The organism is Legionella qingyii (assembly GCF_003990155.1).
GTDB classification, from domain to species: Bacteria; Pseudomonadota; Gammaproteobacteria; order Legionellales; family Legionellaceae; genus Legionella; species Legionella qingyii.
Window position 1 is genome coordinate 95,235 of the sequence record NZ_RZGX01000009.1, and the last position, 14,468, is coordinate 109,702.

Sequence of the window (14,468 nt, forward strand, 5' to 3'; positions counted from 1 at the left end):
TTAGGATTTTTATTGAATTGATTGTTCTTAAAATTGATATCATGTTTTATTTTGCATTCTGTTATAATAAGCAAAATTGATTATCCGGTAATATCATGCTCACTCCCGATGGACATTGTGCGAATAAAATTGAAAAAGTAATGCTGCTGGCATTATGGGCAAATACTTTAAGAGACGAAATTCAAGCACAAGGTTTATCCGCAACAAAAAAATTAATTTTTGCGGGGCTTGGGAAGCCGACCTATCCTATTAATTCACATACGATTGCATCTTATCTTTCATATTGGCAAAAGTTAGACCATTTAACCAATAAATGGAAAGCAGACCCTCACCAGGTTGAAGAGGATATTGCCATTGACTATGGAGATCCTCGTGGTGATTACGCGCCACGAGAATTAATGGCCGACATCATGTCATGCTGGTATGGGACAGAAATTAAAGCGCAAAACATATTATTTACTGTAGGCGGTATTGGTGCCTTACGAGTATTATTTGAAACCTTTAATACTCATTATGAAGATGTGCCGGGATATCGAATTATTACCCCTTTTCCTTATTACAGCGCCTATTCCAATAATCCATTGCATTGTTTGCATCCTATTCATGTGATGGATGAGCCTGGATATAAACTAACAGCACGTGCAACAGAACAAAGCATTAAAGAGGCTTATTCCCTTGCTGAAATGGACCACGGTTGGCCAAAGGCCATATTAATTTGTAATCCATCAAATCCCTTGGGAAACATCATTGACGAAGATGAGTTAAGAAAAATTGCAGATGTTTTGCGTCAGTATCCTGATTTGTACATCATTTTTGATGAAGCTTATACCGAGATGAGCTTTTCAGATATGCCTTCTTTCTTAAAAATTGCTCCCGACCTTAAAGAACGAGTGATCGTTTTGCGTTCAGCAACAAAGGCTTTGTCAGCAGCTGGCGAGCGCATGGCAGTGCTTTTGGTGTTTGAATCAAGTTTGATGAATGAAATGCTCAATAAAAATATAAGCTACTTCATTCATGCACCGCGTTCAGCACAAGCAGCTTATGCTCAAACCATGGCGAATTTTGGGACTGAGGAAAAAAATAATATAGCAGCATTCTATAAGAAAAAGGTCGATTATGTGGTTGCGCGATTAAAAGCCATGGGAGCGGCAATGCCAGACCCTTTATACCAGGTAGAGGCCACTTTTTATGTTCTTGCTGACTTTAGTGATATGTTTGGTTTGCCTTTGCCCAAAGATGCGGTTCGCGTTTTACAGAAGTCGGGTTTAGTGAAGACGGATGAGGAGCTGTCTTATTATTTATTGTTTGAAGACAATCTAATGATTACACCTTTGTCTTATTTTGGATTGTCAAAACATGATGGTTTTATGCGCATCACATGTAGTGGCCGCGAAAATGAACTGCAAGATCTAATGGATAGACTGGAGAGAAGGTTATTTGAATCAAGAAAAAATAAAAAAAATGTTTTTTTAGAGCGAATCAATCGCATGCTCCCTGAATTAGCGAAAATTGATGCCCATATGTTTGACCTTATTTGCCAAAAACTGCAAGCAGGAAACGCGGAAGAAGATACTTGTTTGAATTTAAAGTCAAAGAATCAAGTTATAAGAAAAATCTATGATACGATTATTGATTTTTTTGAAATGATGAAGCAAGAAGCTTAGCCCGTATACTAAAAGCGCTCACTTCGTCGCATACAGGCTAAAATAAAAAGCTCGTGAAGGTTAATTAGTTTTGAGTAAATTGATTGATCGTCAAAGTTAATCGCTTAACCAATTCATCGATTTCGTCTTCATTGATAATCAATGGAGGTAAAAGTCGTACCACTGTATCTGCGGTAATATTAAAGAGTATGCCATTGGCTAACCCAAGTAAACGCATGTCATTGGCGGGGCGGTCCAACTCAATGCCTATCATATACCCTTTACCACGAATCGACTTAACACAGGGATGCTCACCCAGATTTTTAATTAATTTTTCCATTAACAGCGGACTATTTTTTGTTACTTTTTCACAAATTTTGTCACGCTCCAAGACTTCCAATACCGTTAAAGCGGTGGCACAAGCAAGTGGATTACCTCCAAAAGTCGAACCATGATTTCCTGGTTTAAATAAATCTTTTGCTTTTTTACTCATCAGGCAGGCGCCTATGGGAACACCATTACCCAAACCTTTGGCAGTAGTAAGAATATCAGGTTGAATATCATAGTGCATGCAGGTAAAAAGTTTTCCGGTGCGGCCATTCCCAGTTTGGATTTCATCCAGAATAAGCATCCAATCATGTTGTTCGCAAAGCTTGGCTAAGGAGCGAAGATAACTTTCTTCTGCTGCATGAATTCCACCTTCTCCCTGAATTGGTTCGAGCATAACAGCAACAACATCCTCTCTATTTGCTGCAATAGTATGAATGGCATCCAAATCATTAAAAGGAGCACGAATGAAACCAGGTACTAAGGGTTCAAATCCTGCTTGTACTTTTCGACTTCCTGATGCGGTTAAAGTAGCCATTGTACGACCGTGGAACGCTCGTTCCATAACAATAATTGAAGGGGTTTCTATTCCCTTTTTATGGCCATAAAGACGGGTCAATTTAATTGCCGCTTCATTGGCTTCAGCACCTGAATTAGCGAAAAAAACTTGCTCCATACCGGCCATAGTTGTAAGTTTTTCGGCAAGTAATTCTTGTTGTTTGATGTGAAAGGTATTCGAGGTATGGAGCAGCTTAGCTGCTTGTTGCTGTATGGTTTTGGTGACATCAGGATGAGAATGTCCTAATCCACAAACTGCTATCCCACTTAAAGCGTCAAGATAGGCCTTGCCTTGTTCGTCATACAACCAAATTCCTTCTCCATGGGTGAAAGTTATTGGCATAGGATTGTAACTGGTAATTAAAGCCATAATGTTTTCCTTAAAAATGAAGGATCTCCACTCAAAAATTATCTCTCCCTTCAGGGAGAGATAGGGTGCGGCCACATTATAGACATAACTTTCTTCCCTATGCTACATGAGGAAAGGTATCCATGGTAAAAAGAATGTTTTTATTTCAAATTACTGACTACAAAATCCCAATTAACCAAAGACCAGAATGCAGAGACATAGTCAGGACGTGCATTGCGGTAATCAATATAATATGCATGTTCCCATACATCGCACGTCAATAGCGCGGTTAAACCCTCGGTCATGGGCGTTCCTGCATTACTGGTGCTGATTATTTTTAAAGCGCCAGTACTATCTTGAACAAGCCATGCCCAGCCTGAACCAAAAGTAGATATTGCAGTTTTTGTAAACTCTTCTTTAAATGCACTGAATGAGCCAAAATGTTTGTTAATTGCTTCCGCTAACTTGCCTTGGGGCTCGCCACCACCATTAGGACTGAGGCAATGCCAGTAAAAGGTATGATTCCAAACTTGTGCCGCATTGTTAAATATGCCGCCATTTGACTTTTTGATGATCTCTTCCAGATCCATGGTTTCAAATTCAGTTCCTGGAATTAATTTATTTAAATTGGTGACGTAAGCTTGATGATGCTTGCCGTAATGATACTCTAATGTTTCACTGGAAATGTGAGGTTCTAACGCATTCTTGGCGTAAGGTAACTCAGGCAATGTAAATGTCATCCTAATCTCCTATTATTTTATTCGGTGCGCGTAAGTGTAGCAGGAAGGGCATGATATTCAATGAAGATTAATTATAATAAGAAAAAAAGCGGTTTTTAGCCTGGAATAATGAAAGTGCTTAAAAACAGAATCTACACGTGGTTTGCTGGTTATTATTAGGTCAAATGGAGCATTAGTTGGCTTTTAAACCAAGATCTGTTAATCTATTGTGCTAAAAATTTATTGGTTGCGGCTTTTATAGGTTTTCGCGATAATGAGCAATAATTAACTTATTATAAGGTGTTTGAGTGGATACTTTAGAAAAAATTAAAAAGCAAATAGCAGAAAATGCCATTCTGCTTTATATGAAAGGCACGCCGAAGATGCCACAATGTGGATTTTCTGCTCGTGCGGTACAATGCATCGAATCGTGTGGTGTCGATTTTGCCTATGTAGATGTTCTTGCTAATCCTGATATTCGCCAAACATTGCCACAGTACGCTGATTGGCCCACTTTTCCACAACTTTATGTGAAGGGAGAGTTAATCGGTGGTTCTGATATCATTGCTGAATTATTTCAACAAGGTGAATTAGAAACAATGCTGCGTGATGCAATTGCTGCATAATATAACGAGTTAATACCATAATAATAACGATAATGATGGAGATCATAGAATGAGCGTATTAGTGGGACGAAAAGCTCCTGATTTTACCGTAGCAGCTGTAATGCCTAACGGTGAGATTATGGATAAATTTAATTTACACGAGCATTTAAAAGGTAAGTATGGGCTCGTGTTCTTTTATCCTCTGGATTTTACTTTTGTATGTCCTTCTGAGTTAATTGCTTTAGACCATCGTATTGATGAGTTCAAAAGCCGTAATGTTGAAGTGGTTACTGTTTCAATTGATTCACACTTCACTCACAATGCATACAGAAATACCCCAATTAATAAGGGTGGTATTGGTCCAGTTCGATATGTTATGGCTGCTGATATGACTCATAGCATTTGCCAATCATATGGAGTTGAACATCCTGGTGCGGGTGTTGCATTCCGAGGTGCATTTATTATTGATACCAATGGCGTAGTTCGTTCACAAATCGTTAATGATTTGCCTATAGGTCGCAATATGGACGAAATTTTAAGAATCATTGATGCCGTTCAGCACTTTGAAGAAAATGGTGAAGTATGTCCTGCAGGCTGGCAAAAAGGTAAAGCAGGTATGAAAGCATCAACAGAAGGTGTTGCTGCTTATTTATCAGAGCATTCTGAATCATTGTAAAAATTGATCCCCGGGGACGCAAAGCGTCTTCCGGGAGATGAAGTGTTGAGATGAGTTATCAACACATCCTAGTATTGTTAAATTAGGTTATATTTCGCAAAATCTCCATTAAGTTTTTTGTTGTACTTTTTTCCAGATGTTGACCATATGACAAAATAAATCGGCGGTTTTTTCTGCATCATAAATCGCTGAATGTGCTTCCTGAGCATCAAAAGGAATTCCTGCTGCTTGAGCTGCTTTGGCTAATACGGTTTGCCCATATATGAGCCCGCCTAATGTAGCTGTATCGAAGCAAGTAAAGGCATGAAATGGTGATTTAACTCCTGTTCTTTTGATGGCTTCTTTTATAAACAATAAATCAAACCATGCATTATGGCCAACCAAGACAGCGCGCTGACATTGAGTTTCTTTAAGCGCAGTAAAAATGGGTTTAAATAGATTTTCCAAAGCGATTTTTTCATCCAGCGCAAAACGCAGAGGTTGGTAAGGATCTATTTGATTGAACTCCAGGGATTTTTGATCCAATTCAGCGCCAGGGAAAGGCAAAATATGTTCAAAATGACTTTTGCCACGATAAAAATTACCTTGTTCATCCATAAAAATTAATACGATGCACATTTCTAACAATGCGTTTTTGTATGGATCTATACCGGCTGTTTCTACATCAACGACGACAGGTAAGAAACCACGAAATCGTTCTTTTAAATTCATATAAAATACACTATCGCGTGGGCTCATGAATGCTCCATTGGATGGTTTCACCTGCAGCGATCGGAACAACTTGGTTTGAGCCTAAAGGCAGATAATCGGGTATAGTTTGTGGGGATTTAATGAGTTCAATGTGTTGTTGATTGATGGGTAGCTGATAGAACTCAGCACCAAAACGACTGAGAAAATGATTAAGTTGTTTTAACTGGTTCATTTCATCAAATACTTGTGTATATAGAGCGAGAGCAAAGGGAGCAGAATAAATTCCTGCACAACCACAGGCACTTTCTTTGGCACTTACGATATGAGGGGCGCTATCAGTTCCAGCAAAAAACTTCGGATTACCGCTACAGGCAGCATCCTGTAACGCCTTTTGATCTTTTTCATGCTTTAAAATAGGTAAACAATAATAATGGGGTCTCAGTCCGCCGGCCAGCAGTTTATTGCGGTTATATAATAAATGATGTGGAGTAATCGTTGCCGCAACTGTTGCTGGAGCATCTGTTACATATTCGACAGCAGCTTGTGTTGATATGTGTTCAAGGACTACTCTTAGTTTGGGAAAATTTCGGACGATTGGCTTTAAATACTCATCAATAAATAAGGACTCACGTTCAAAAATATCACTATGAGTAACTTCCCCATGAATTTGCAACGCCAGATTATTATTTTGTAACACTTCAAAAAGAGGATAAAGAGCTGTTAACGATTTTGCACCTGCTTCTGAATTGGTCGTTGCGCCTGCCGGGTAAAGTTTTGCACCGAGAACATAAGGAGTTTTTGCGGCTTGATGTAATTCTTCGGCACACACGGAATCATTAAGATAAAAAGTCATATAAGGCTCAAAAGTAGATCCTTTGGGTAGTGCTGTCAGAATTCTATTTCTGTATTCACCAAGGGATGACAATGTTGTTAAAGCCGGTTTAAGATTTGGCATTATTAATGCGCGAGCAAAATGCTTTGCACTATCTGCCACTGTGTGTTGCAACATCTCATTATCTCTAAGATGAACATGCCAATCGTCAGGGCGATTAATTATTAGCGTTTGCATAGTAAAGATTCCTGCGTTCTTGCCGATAATTAAGGATAACATGAAACAAGTAGCGAGAATGAGTAAAAGATGGCATTTGTGGATCACAAAGGACAATTTATGGCATGTATTGCGTTGAGCACGGTGCTTACAATAAATACTGCACATACAATGACGCAAGTTCATTTTGCAAATCCTTTAGGTGCAAAGGGATGGCGAGTCAGCCGTAATCCGATTCGCTGTGGATTGGCACTTACTATCCCTAATTATGGCATCGCATATTTTGAACAATATGCGGCACAACCTCCCCATTTTGTTTTACGGACGTGGGATGAAGTCCAGCAGTATTTACATGCTAAAATCATCATAAAATCGCCCAATTGGAAGCCAGATCGACCTTCTGTTTTTGCAGGAGAGCTAATGGTTAAGCCGGGTGAGTTTGGTATCTATCTAAGGCGCGATGCAAGTTTAAAGTTACTCACGTTCCTATCACAAGGCTACGAACCAAATTTCAGCTATCGATCTGAAACAGGGTTTAATACAACGGTTGCTTTATCACCCGTTGGATTTCAAAAGCCTTATTCCCGCTATCAAGAATGTATTGGAAATTTGTTACCGTTCGATTATCAGCAGATACGAGAAAGTGTCTTCCATTATAAAGAAGATAATAGCGAGTTGAGTGATGCAGATAAGGAACAATTACGTCGTATTGCACACTATGTAGAGGCAGATGCTCAAATAAATGAAATAAGAATCATTGGCTATGCTGATGCGAGTGGGCGAAAGGGTTATAACAACGCAGTATCTGAAAATAGGGCGCGAATGGTGCAAAAATATTTACTAAAACTTGGTGTACCTAAAAAAATGCTGCATGTGACTTGGGTGGGTGAACTGTACCCGGTAGCCAGAAATGATACCGATGCAGGTCGTGCAGCGAACCGAAGAGTGGTGATTACGCTAATAAAAAAATAGAGTTCGCTTGATTGTAATTAAGTCAAATAAATAAATTAAATTGCAAGATCATTAAATTTTAAAAAAGGTTGCAAGTTTTTATGGATGCTCTATATTAGTCATCCTCGGTACTCTGTTCTTGCATTTTTTAAGAAAGCGCAGAGGCCACATTTTTTTTAATAGGTAAAACCAAAGAACAGCCATGCTGCTCAAAAAAAACATCCAATGCGTAAAAAAAGCATATATACTTGAAAAATATTAATTTTTTTTAGTAAATCTTCTTGACTTATTCTACTCCACTGCTAATACTCACACTGTTGCATGCATCGACCTGAAGCGACGAAGGCATGCTAATGACAACTCCTAGTAGAGAGTTATCAATGAAATAGGAAACAATAATAATTTATGCGGAGACATAAGCATGTTAAGTTTAAAGAAAACTACTTTAGCAATTTTAGCTTTAGGCAGCAGTACATTATTTGCAGGTACCATGGGTCCAGTTTGTACCCCAGGTAACGTTACTGTTCCTTGCCCAAGTACTGGATGGAACATTGGCGGTCAAGCATTAGTTTTACAAACAATGACTGATAACAATGTTTCTTTGGATCTCAACATTGCTCCATCAGGCGTTTCTTTGAATACAGAACTAGACGCGCAATGGAACTGGGGCTTCCAAATTGAAGGTTCTTACCATTTCAATACTGGAAACGACATCACTTTAACTTGGTATCACTTAGATACTGGTTGGAACAACCATGAATTTACTCCTGCTATTGCCCCAGATGTATTAATTGGTTTTGGCCATAAAAACAGATGGGATGCAGTTAACGGTGAATTCGGTCAGTTCGTTGATTTCAGCGCGAACAAAAAAATCCGTTTCCATGGCGGTTTCCAATTTGCTAGCATTAAGAGAAGCATGCATGCATTTGGAACAGACTTCGATAATGGTGTTCCAGACTATACGCTTACATTTGAAGGAAACACTCAGTACAACGGTTTCGGACCACGTACTGGTATCGACATGAACTATGTATTCGGTAATGGTTTTGGTATTTATGCTAAAGCAGCTGGTGCATTGTTAGTTGGTTCACAAAAACATAGCTACAATGTTGATTTCATTGACCCAGATGGCTCTAATCCTGTTCTTCCTAATGTGTTCACCGTTGATATTAGCGGAACCAGAACAGCGATCGTTCCTGAATTAGAAGCTAAATTGGGTGCTAGCTATGATTATGCAATGGCACAAGGTGATTTGGTACTGGATGCTGGATACATGTGGTTTAACTACATTCATGCGTTAAATACAACCGTATTACCAGTTACAGCAACTGATTTCGCTGCTGCTGGCCCTTACTTTGGCTTGAAATATATAGGAAACATTTAATTCGCTATCATTTTAATAAATTTAATCGGTACTGTTGACTTTATGAAACTCCGGTTAGATAATTGAGCAAGGTACGCTCTCGGTATAGAGCGAATATGCGTACCGTTGCTAACAATTTAAATTGGTAACGAACGGAAATAATAATAAAAAGTGGAGATAAGCATGTTAAATTTGAAAAAAACAGCGTTAGCTGTTCTTGCTTTAGGTAGCAGTGCAGTATTCGCTGGTACCATGGGCCCAGTTTGCACCCCAGGTAACGTTACTGTTCCTTGCCCAAGTACTGGATGGAACATCGGTGGTCAAGCATTAGTTTTGCAAACAATGACTGATAACGATGTTACTTTGGACCTCAACATTGCTCCATCAGGCGTTTCTTTGAATACAGAACTAGACGCGCAATGGAACTGGGGCTTCCAAATTGAAGGTTCTTACCATTTCAACACTGGAAACGACATTACTTTAACTTGGTATCACTTAGATACTGGTTGGAACAACCATGAATTTACTCCTGCTATTGACCCAGATACATTAATTGGTTTTGGTCATAAAAACAGATGGGATGCAGTTAACGGTGAATTCGGTCAGTTCGTTGATTTCAGCGCGAACAAGAAAATCCGTTTCCATGGCGGTTTCCAATTTGCTAGCATCAAGAGAAGCGTCCATGCATTTGGAACAGACTTCGATAATGGTGTTCCAGACTTCACAGTTGGATTTGAAGGAAACACTCAATACAATGGTTTCGGACCACGTACTGGTATCGACATGAACTATGTATTCGGTAACGGTTTTGGTATTTACGCTAAAGCAGCTGGTGCATTGTTAGTTGGTTCACAAAAACACAGCTACAATGTTGACTTCGTTGATGCTGATGGTTCTGTTCCTGTTCTTCCAAATGTGTTCACTGTTGATATCAGCGGAACCAGAACAGCAATCGTTCCAGAATTAGAAGCTAAGTTAGGTGCTAACTACACTTATGCAATGGCACAAGGTGATTTAACTCTGGATGCTGGATACATGTGGTTTAACTACATCCATGCGTTAAACACAACCGTATTGCCAGTTACAGCAACTGACTTCGCTGCTGCTGGTCCTTACTTCGGTCTGAAGTATGTTGGAAACATTTAATTTCTTAATTGATTAAGATCTTATAAAAGCCCGTCATTAGTGATGGGCTTTTTTTTTCTAATGGAGTATTCATGTTTAAGAAAGTAAGTATAGCTGTATTGGGATTGGCCGCAGGTCTAGCTACTGCTGGCAGTATGGGCCCAGTTTGTACGCCAGGTAATGTTACAGTTCCATGCGTAACAAAACTCTGGGACTTTAGCGCTCAAGCGCTCTATTTAAGATCCATCTATGGTAGTGAGAAATCGATACAATACGGTACATTACCAGTAAATAAAGAAATAAAAAATGATTGGAACTGGGGATATTTTTTAGAAGGGTCATATCATTTTAACACCGGCAATGATATTTCCGTTAATTGGATGCACTTCAGTACCTCAACAGATCCTACAGAATTTTTCGGAGTTTTGAACATACCCGTAACAAGTTTACCACCTATTCCAGCGCCATTTGAATTCATTAGCCGCAATAGAATAGACCAGGTTAACGTAGTAATGGGACAACATACTGACATAAGTATGCGTAAGAAAATGCGTTTCTATGCCGGTATGCAATATGCAAATATCCAATCTACATCTACAAATTATTATATAACAGAATTCATTCCCGCTCTTGTGACAAATCCCTTTAGTAAATTCGACAATACTGAATATAAAGGTTTTGGACCGGTAGTTGGAATTGACTATGCATACAACATTACTGACTCACTAAGTGTCACTGCGAATGGAGGCGGCTCAGTTCTCTACGGAACTAATCGATATCATGCAGGTTTTGTAGTATCCCCTACAGAAGCAATTATTGAGCAAGTATCCTTCCGTAAAAGGGGTATTGTTCCAAGCTTGGAAGCAAAACTTGGTATAAATTATGCCCATTCTACACCTATAGGTCTTGCAAATATTCAAGCAGGTTATCAAGTAGTAAATTATTTTCACGTTTTGGAAGAACAGCCATTTCCCAATTTATTTGGTCCAACTCGCCCAGTTGACTATGGCGTTTTTGGTCCATATTTTGGCCTGAAGCTAATTGGAAATGCGTAAGCTAAACTGAATTGTAAATTGCTCAATGAAACCCATAGATTTTCTATGGGTTTTTTTTTAATCAAAGCCAGTTAAGTAACAAATTTTAAGCAAATTTGTGAAAAAGAAGCTAGCCACTCCTTGTTTACCAAGCTATAATTTTCTGCCTTTCCGATGTGGAAGTAAAAATAATGAACAGGAGTACCGCATGCAATATAAAAAAATCATATTGGCCCTAGTCTGTTTGTCATCGCCACTCTATGCGGAACATGATCAGCAGTTGCAACGTCAAATAGCTCGTTTACAAAAGCAAGCACAACAATTACAAACTCAATTAGATTCGCTACAAAAAGAACTGGTGGCTCAGAAAGTAACTCATTCGAGCAAGTCGACTAAAAAGGAGTCGAAAAAGCCAGGGCCTGTTGTTCATAAAAAGCATGAGAAGAAACATGAACAGCAAAAACATGAAAAAATGGTTAAGTATCATTCCTCAACTATAACGGTACATACACCTGAGGAACATCCAGAATCAATAGGGTTTTATCCAACTGCTTTAGTGGCAGAAAATCGAGTTGTAACCTATATTGCAGGAACACCGGTTGTAACTTCTCCTTATTTAGGGGACAGACCTGCTTTTGATGGATCGGATTATATTGTGAATATTTCAAGTATTAACCGAGATATCCGTTTGATGCAACAGCGTCGGAAATTATATAGAGCCTATCGAAATATGGGGTACCCGATTCCTGAAAGGCCAATCATTGCACTTAGTGGAAAAGCAGAGCCTGTTGGCATGATCAATAGTGATTATGTCGGTGGAACAAATGTTGATTTGACTTTAGGCTCTAGTGAGGTAGATGTTGCAGCTGCATTAAATCAAAATGTCGAGGCATATATCGCACTGGCCTATGATGAAAGTCCACCTGATGTTGGCCCAAGAATTAACAATTCAGCGTTTAACCTCAATATGGGCTTCGTGAATATCGGTAACCTGGATAAAACGCCCTTTTACTTTACTGCTGGGCAGTTGTATGTTCCTTTTGGACGTTATTCAAGTTCGATGATCAGTGCTCCGCTGACTTTAAATTTAGCCCGGACTAAAACAAGGCCTTTTATTATAGGTTATAAATCACAAGAAGATACCGGACCATTTGCAGCTACATACATTTATCGAAGTGATACTACCTTGGGGCGCGCTGGCGTAGGTGGCGCGAACTTAGGATATGTCTTTGCATTTAATGAAGTCACTGGTGAAATAGGCGCAAGTTACATCAGCTCTATTGATGATTCTGCTGGAATGCAAAATACTGGCGGTAACCCAGGAACTTTTGGCGGATTTGGATCGCTACTTAACGGAAATGAGCTCGTGCGCAAGACAGAAGCTATGGATGTGTATGGCAACATGGCTTATGACCGATTTAACTTTGCTGCTGAATGGGTTGGTACAATTGAATCATTTAGAGCACAGGATTTAAGTTTTAATGGACGCGGTGCAAAGCCACAGGCATTACAAACAGAAATTGATATGACGTTTAAGGCATTTAATCGACCTGCATCTATTGGCGTTGGTTATCAAAGAACTAAAGAGGCGCTTGCGTTAAACTTGCCAGAGCACCGCTTTATTGGCGTATTTAATATTTCAATCTGGAAAGATACTGTAGAAAGTATCGAATATCGACATGAAATTGATTACGGTTCCAATGATTTTGCCAATGGTGCTTCAGCTCCAGGATTTGTAAACGCACCCACAATAGGTACCGGTGGTACTGCGGATACTGTTTCTGCACAAATCGGGGTTTATTTCTAAAAAATTATTTTTGTACCCTGGGTGAACGCAACTCAGTAACCCAGGGTTTTAGCGCATAAAGATTCTTTGGATTGGCTCGCAACGCTTATCAACCCTACACATAAATTATTATCGATTATAATCCGTTGACTTCCTTCGTGTCGCAGCAATAAATAATTCAAATTGTGCTATCTTTTAACATATAGCGTATTTCATTAGGGAAGGGAGCATGTGTAAAGCGTACATCATGCCAAAGTCCATAGTCACGCCAACGGGTCGAATAATATTGTTATTACGATACAGTGTTCTGTTTATTTTGTTACTCATTTACACTTCATGTTCCTATGCGACTAAAGTGATTGAACTTAATATAAAAGGAACAATTGGACCTGCGACAGCAGATTATATTATTCGTAGTATCGATAATTCACAACATGCAGATTTAATCCTAATTACTATTGATACTCCTGGGGGACTTGATGAAGCAACCCGAACAATAGTTCAAAAATTTCTATCCTCTAATATTCCTATAGTGACTTATGTAAGCCCAAATGGTGCACGTGCGGCAAGCGCTGGTACTTATTTGCTTTATGCCAGTACTTTGGCGGCTATGGCTCCAGGAACGCAACTGGGAGCAGCGAGTCCGGTTAATTTAGCAGCAACAGGTTTCGGCGATGTGGCCAACTCAGATAAACAAACTACGATGGATAAAAAAATTACCAATGATGCTGTAGCCACAATACGGTCATTGGCTCAATTGAGAGGGCGTAATCCAGATTTTGCACAAAAAGCGGTTTTGAATGCTGAAACACTAACCGCTACAGAAGCTTTAAAGGAAGGTGTGATTAATTTCATTGCAAATGATGAGAAGGAATTACTGACCCAGTTGAACGGCGTATCAGTAATGCAAAACAATCAAAAAATAATACTTCATACCAATAATTCACAGACTGAACTCATTAAACCTGATTGGCGTACACGGTTTTTATCGATAATTACGGATCCAACAGTAGCTTATCTTCTTCTTTTACTGGGTATATACGGTATTTTTTTCGAGTTGGTTAATCCAGGACATTTATTTCCCGGAGTGATTGGTGCGATATCAATGTGTATCGCACTTTATGCGCTGCAATTATTACCGATTAACTATGCTGGTTTCTTTCTTATTATATTGGGAATAGCATTTATTATAGGAGAAGCATTTGTTCCTGCTTACGGTTCTCTGGGAGTAGGAGGAACTATTGCATTTATTATTGGTTCTATTATGTTAATTGATGCCGATAATCAAATGTATCATATTGCTTGGTCGGCAATAGGAGCAATGGCCTTTGTGAATATTCTCTTTTTTGTGATCATTCTCGGGATGGTGGTAAAAGCAAGGCGACAAAATGTAAAACATGGGTTAAGCGTTTTGATGGGAGCCAAAGGTCATACCCTTGGCAATGTAAATCTTGAAGGACAGGCAATGATTCGCGGTGAGATTTGGAGCGTGCACTCCAAACAGCCCATTGCAGCAAACACGCCAATAAAAGTAATCGGGACTTCAGGACTTAAATTGGAAATTGAAGAAGATTTGGGTAATCAAGGAGGTTAA

General features: G+C 39.2%; 13 protein-coding genes. 9 read left to right on the plus strand and 4 right to left on the minus strand.

The window, feature by feature from the left end; translation table 11 throughout:
• Nucleotides 1-95: 95 nt before the first annotated feature.
• Nucleotides 96-1,664 carry a pyridoxal phosphate-dependent aminotransferase gene (locus tag ELY20_RS08120; protein WP_110142503.1) on the plus strand — a complete coding sequence of 523 codons (1,569 nt, stop codon included), beginning with the start codon at nt 96-98 and terminating at the stop codon, nt 1,662-1,664.
• Between the two features lie 64 nt (nt 1,665-1,728).
• On the opposite strand, the gene ELY20_RS08125 is transcribed toward ELY20_RS08120, so the two are convergent.
• Both ELY20_RS08125 and sodB read right to left on the minus strand, forming a co-directional pair.
• The gene (locus ELY20_RS08125) at nt 1,729-2,898 is read right to left on the minus strand and encodes an aspartate aminotransferase family protein (protein WP_110142502.1); all 1,170 of its coding nucleotides are present in this window, start codon (nt 2,896-2,898) and stop codon (nt 1,729-1,731) included.
• A gap of 140 nt (nt 2,899-3,038) precedes the next feature.
• Entirely contained in the window at nt 3,039-3,617 is a 579-nt protein-coding gene (gene sodB, locus ELY20_RS08130) for a superoxide dismutase [Fe] (RefSeq protein WP_110142501.1), read from the minus strand.
• 287 nt (nt 3,618-3,904) lie between these two features.
• Between sodB and grxD the strand changes: the two genes are divergently transcribed.
• Complete coding sequence (gene grxD, locus ELY20_RS08135; protein WP_058469255.1) at nt 3,905-4,222, plus strand: Grx4 family monothiol glutaredoxin; 318 nt, start codon at nt 3,905-3,907, stop codon at nt 4,220-4,222.
• Nucleotides 4,223-4,271: 49 nt separating this feature from the next.
• On the plus strand, nt 4,272-4,877 hold the full coding sequence (locus tag ELY20_RS08140; RefSeq protein ID WP_110142500.1) for a peroxiredoxin: 606 nt from the start codon (nt 4,272-4,274) through the stop codon (nt 4,875-4,877).
• Nucleotides 4,878-4,985: 108 nt separating this feature from the next.
• Here ELY20_RS08140 and rnt read toward each other — a convergent pair whose 3' ends face one another.
• Together rnt and pyrC are read right to left on the minus strand one after the other, a co-directional pair.
• On the minus strand, nt 4,986-5,615 hold the full coding sequence (rnt, locus tag ELY20_RS08145) for a ribonuclease T (protein ID WP_110142499.1): 630 nt from the start codon (nt 5,613-5,615) through the stop codon (nt 4,986-4,988).
• Nucleotides 5,599-6,636, minus strand: a complete 1,038-nt coding sequence (gene pyrC, locus ELY20_RS08150; RefSeq protein WP_165831600.1) for a dihydroorotase — start codon at nt 6,634-6,636, stop codon at nt 5,599-5,601. The genes rnt and pyrC overlap by 17 nt, the downstream gene beginning before the upstream one ends.
• A 69-nt stretch (nt 6,637-6,705) precedes the next feature.
• Here pyrC and ELY20_RS08155 point away from each other — a divergent pair, with 69 nt between their 5' ends.
• The 6 genes from ELY20_RS08155 (at nt 6,706) to ELY20_RS08180 (ending at nt 14,468) form a co-directional block, all read left to right on the plus strand.
• Nucleotides 6,706-7,587: an OmpA family protein gene (locus tag ELY20_RS08155; protein WP_110142497.1), complete on the plus strand. Its 882-nt coding sequence runs from the start codon at nt 6,706-6,708 to the stop codon at nt 7,585-7,587.
• 400 nt (nt 7,588-7,987) lie between these two features.
• Nucleotides 7,988-8,950, plus strand: a complete 963-nt coding sequence (locus ELY20_RS08160; RefSeq protein ID WP_110142496.1) for an Lpg1974 family pore-forming outer membrane protein — start codon at nt 7,988-7,990, stop codon at nt 8,948-8,950.
• Nucleotides 8,951-9,112: 162 nt separating this feature from the next.
• Nucleotides 9,113-10,075 carry an Lpg1974 family pore-forming outer membrane protein gene (locus ELY20_RS08165; RefSeq protein WP_110142495.1) on the plus strand — a complete coding sequence of 321 codons (963 nt, stop codon included), beginning with the start codon at nt 9,113-9,115 and terminating at the stop codon, nt 10,073-10,075.
• 71 nt (nt 10,076-10,146) lie between these two features.
• Nucleotides 10,147-11,109 carry an Lpg1974 family pore-forming outer membrane protein gene (locus ELY20_RS08170; RefSeq protein WP_110142266.1) on the plus strand — a complete coding sequence of 321 codons (963 nt, stop codon included), beginning with the start codon at nt 10,147-10,149 and terminating at the stop codon, nt 11,107-11,109.
• Nucleotides 11,110-11,296: 187 nt separating this feature from the next.
• On the plus strand, nt 11,297-12,895 hold the full coding sequence (locus ELY20_RS08175; RefSeq protein WP_110142265.1) for an LbtU family siderophore porin: 1,599 nt from the start codon (nt 11,297-11,299) through the stop codon (nt 12,893-12,895).
• Nucleotides 12,896-13,103: 208 nt separating this feature from the next.
• The gene (locus tag ELY20_RS08180; protein WP_407656322.1) at nt 13,104-14,468 is read left to right on the plus strand and encodes an NfeD family protein; all 1,365 of its coding nucleotides are present in this window, start codon (nt 13,104-13,106) and stop codon (nt 14,466-14,468) included.

What these genes read in the sequence shown, in the direction of transcription:
- ELY20_RS08120 (WP_110142503.1), top strand. Translation starts at nt 96, where the DNA reads ATGCTCACTCCCGATGGACATTGTGCGAATAAAATTGAAAAAGTAATG.
- ELY20_RS08125 (WP_110142502.1), bottom strand. Translation starts at nt 2,898, where the DNA reads ATGGCTTTAATTACCAGTTACAATCCTATGCCAATAACTTTCACCCAT.
- sodB (WP_110142501.1), bottom strand. Translation starts at nt 3,617, where the DNA reads ATGACATTTACATTGCCTGAGTTACCTTACGCCAAGAATGCGTTAGAA.
- ELY20_RS08140 (WP_110142500.1), top strand. Translation starts at nt 4,272, where the DNA reads ATGAGCGTATTAGTGGGACGAAAAGCTCCTGATTTTACCGTAGCAGCT.
- rnt (WP_110142499.1), bottom strand. Translation starts at nt 5,615, where the DNA reads ATGAGCCCACGCGATAGTGTATTTTATATGAATTTAAAAGAACGATTT.
- pyrC (WP_165831600.1), bottom strand. Translation starts at nt 6,636, where the DNA reads ATGCAAACGCTAATAATTAATCGCCCTGACGATTGGCATGTTCATCTT.
- ELY20_RS08155 (WP_110142497.1), top strand. Translation starts at nt 6,706, where the DNA reads ATGGCATTTGTGGATCACAAAGGACAATTTATGGCATGTATTGCGTTG.
- ELY20_RS08160 (WP_110142496.1), top strand. Translation starts at nt 7,988, where the DNA reads ATGTTAAGTTTAAAGAAAACTACTTTAGCAATTTTAGCTTTAGGCAGC.
- ELY20_RS08165 (WP_110142495.1), top strand. Translation starts at nt 9,113, where the DNA reads ATGTTAAATTTGAAAAAAACAGCGTTAGCTGTTCTTGCTTTAGGTAGC.
- ELY20_RS08170 (WP_110142266.1), top strand. Translation starts at nt 10,147, where the DNA reads ATGTTTAAGAAAGTAAGTATAGCTGTATTGGGATTGGCCGCAGGTCTA.
- ELY20_RS08175 (WP_110142265.1), top strand. Translation starts at nt 11,297, where the DNA reads ATGCAATATAAAAAAATCATATTGGCCCTAGTCTGTTTGTCATCGCCA.
- ELY20_RS08180 (WP_407656322.1), top strand. Translation starts at nt 13,104, where the DNA reads ATGTGTAAAGCGTACATCATGCCAAAGTCCATAGTCACGCCAACGGGT.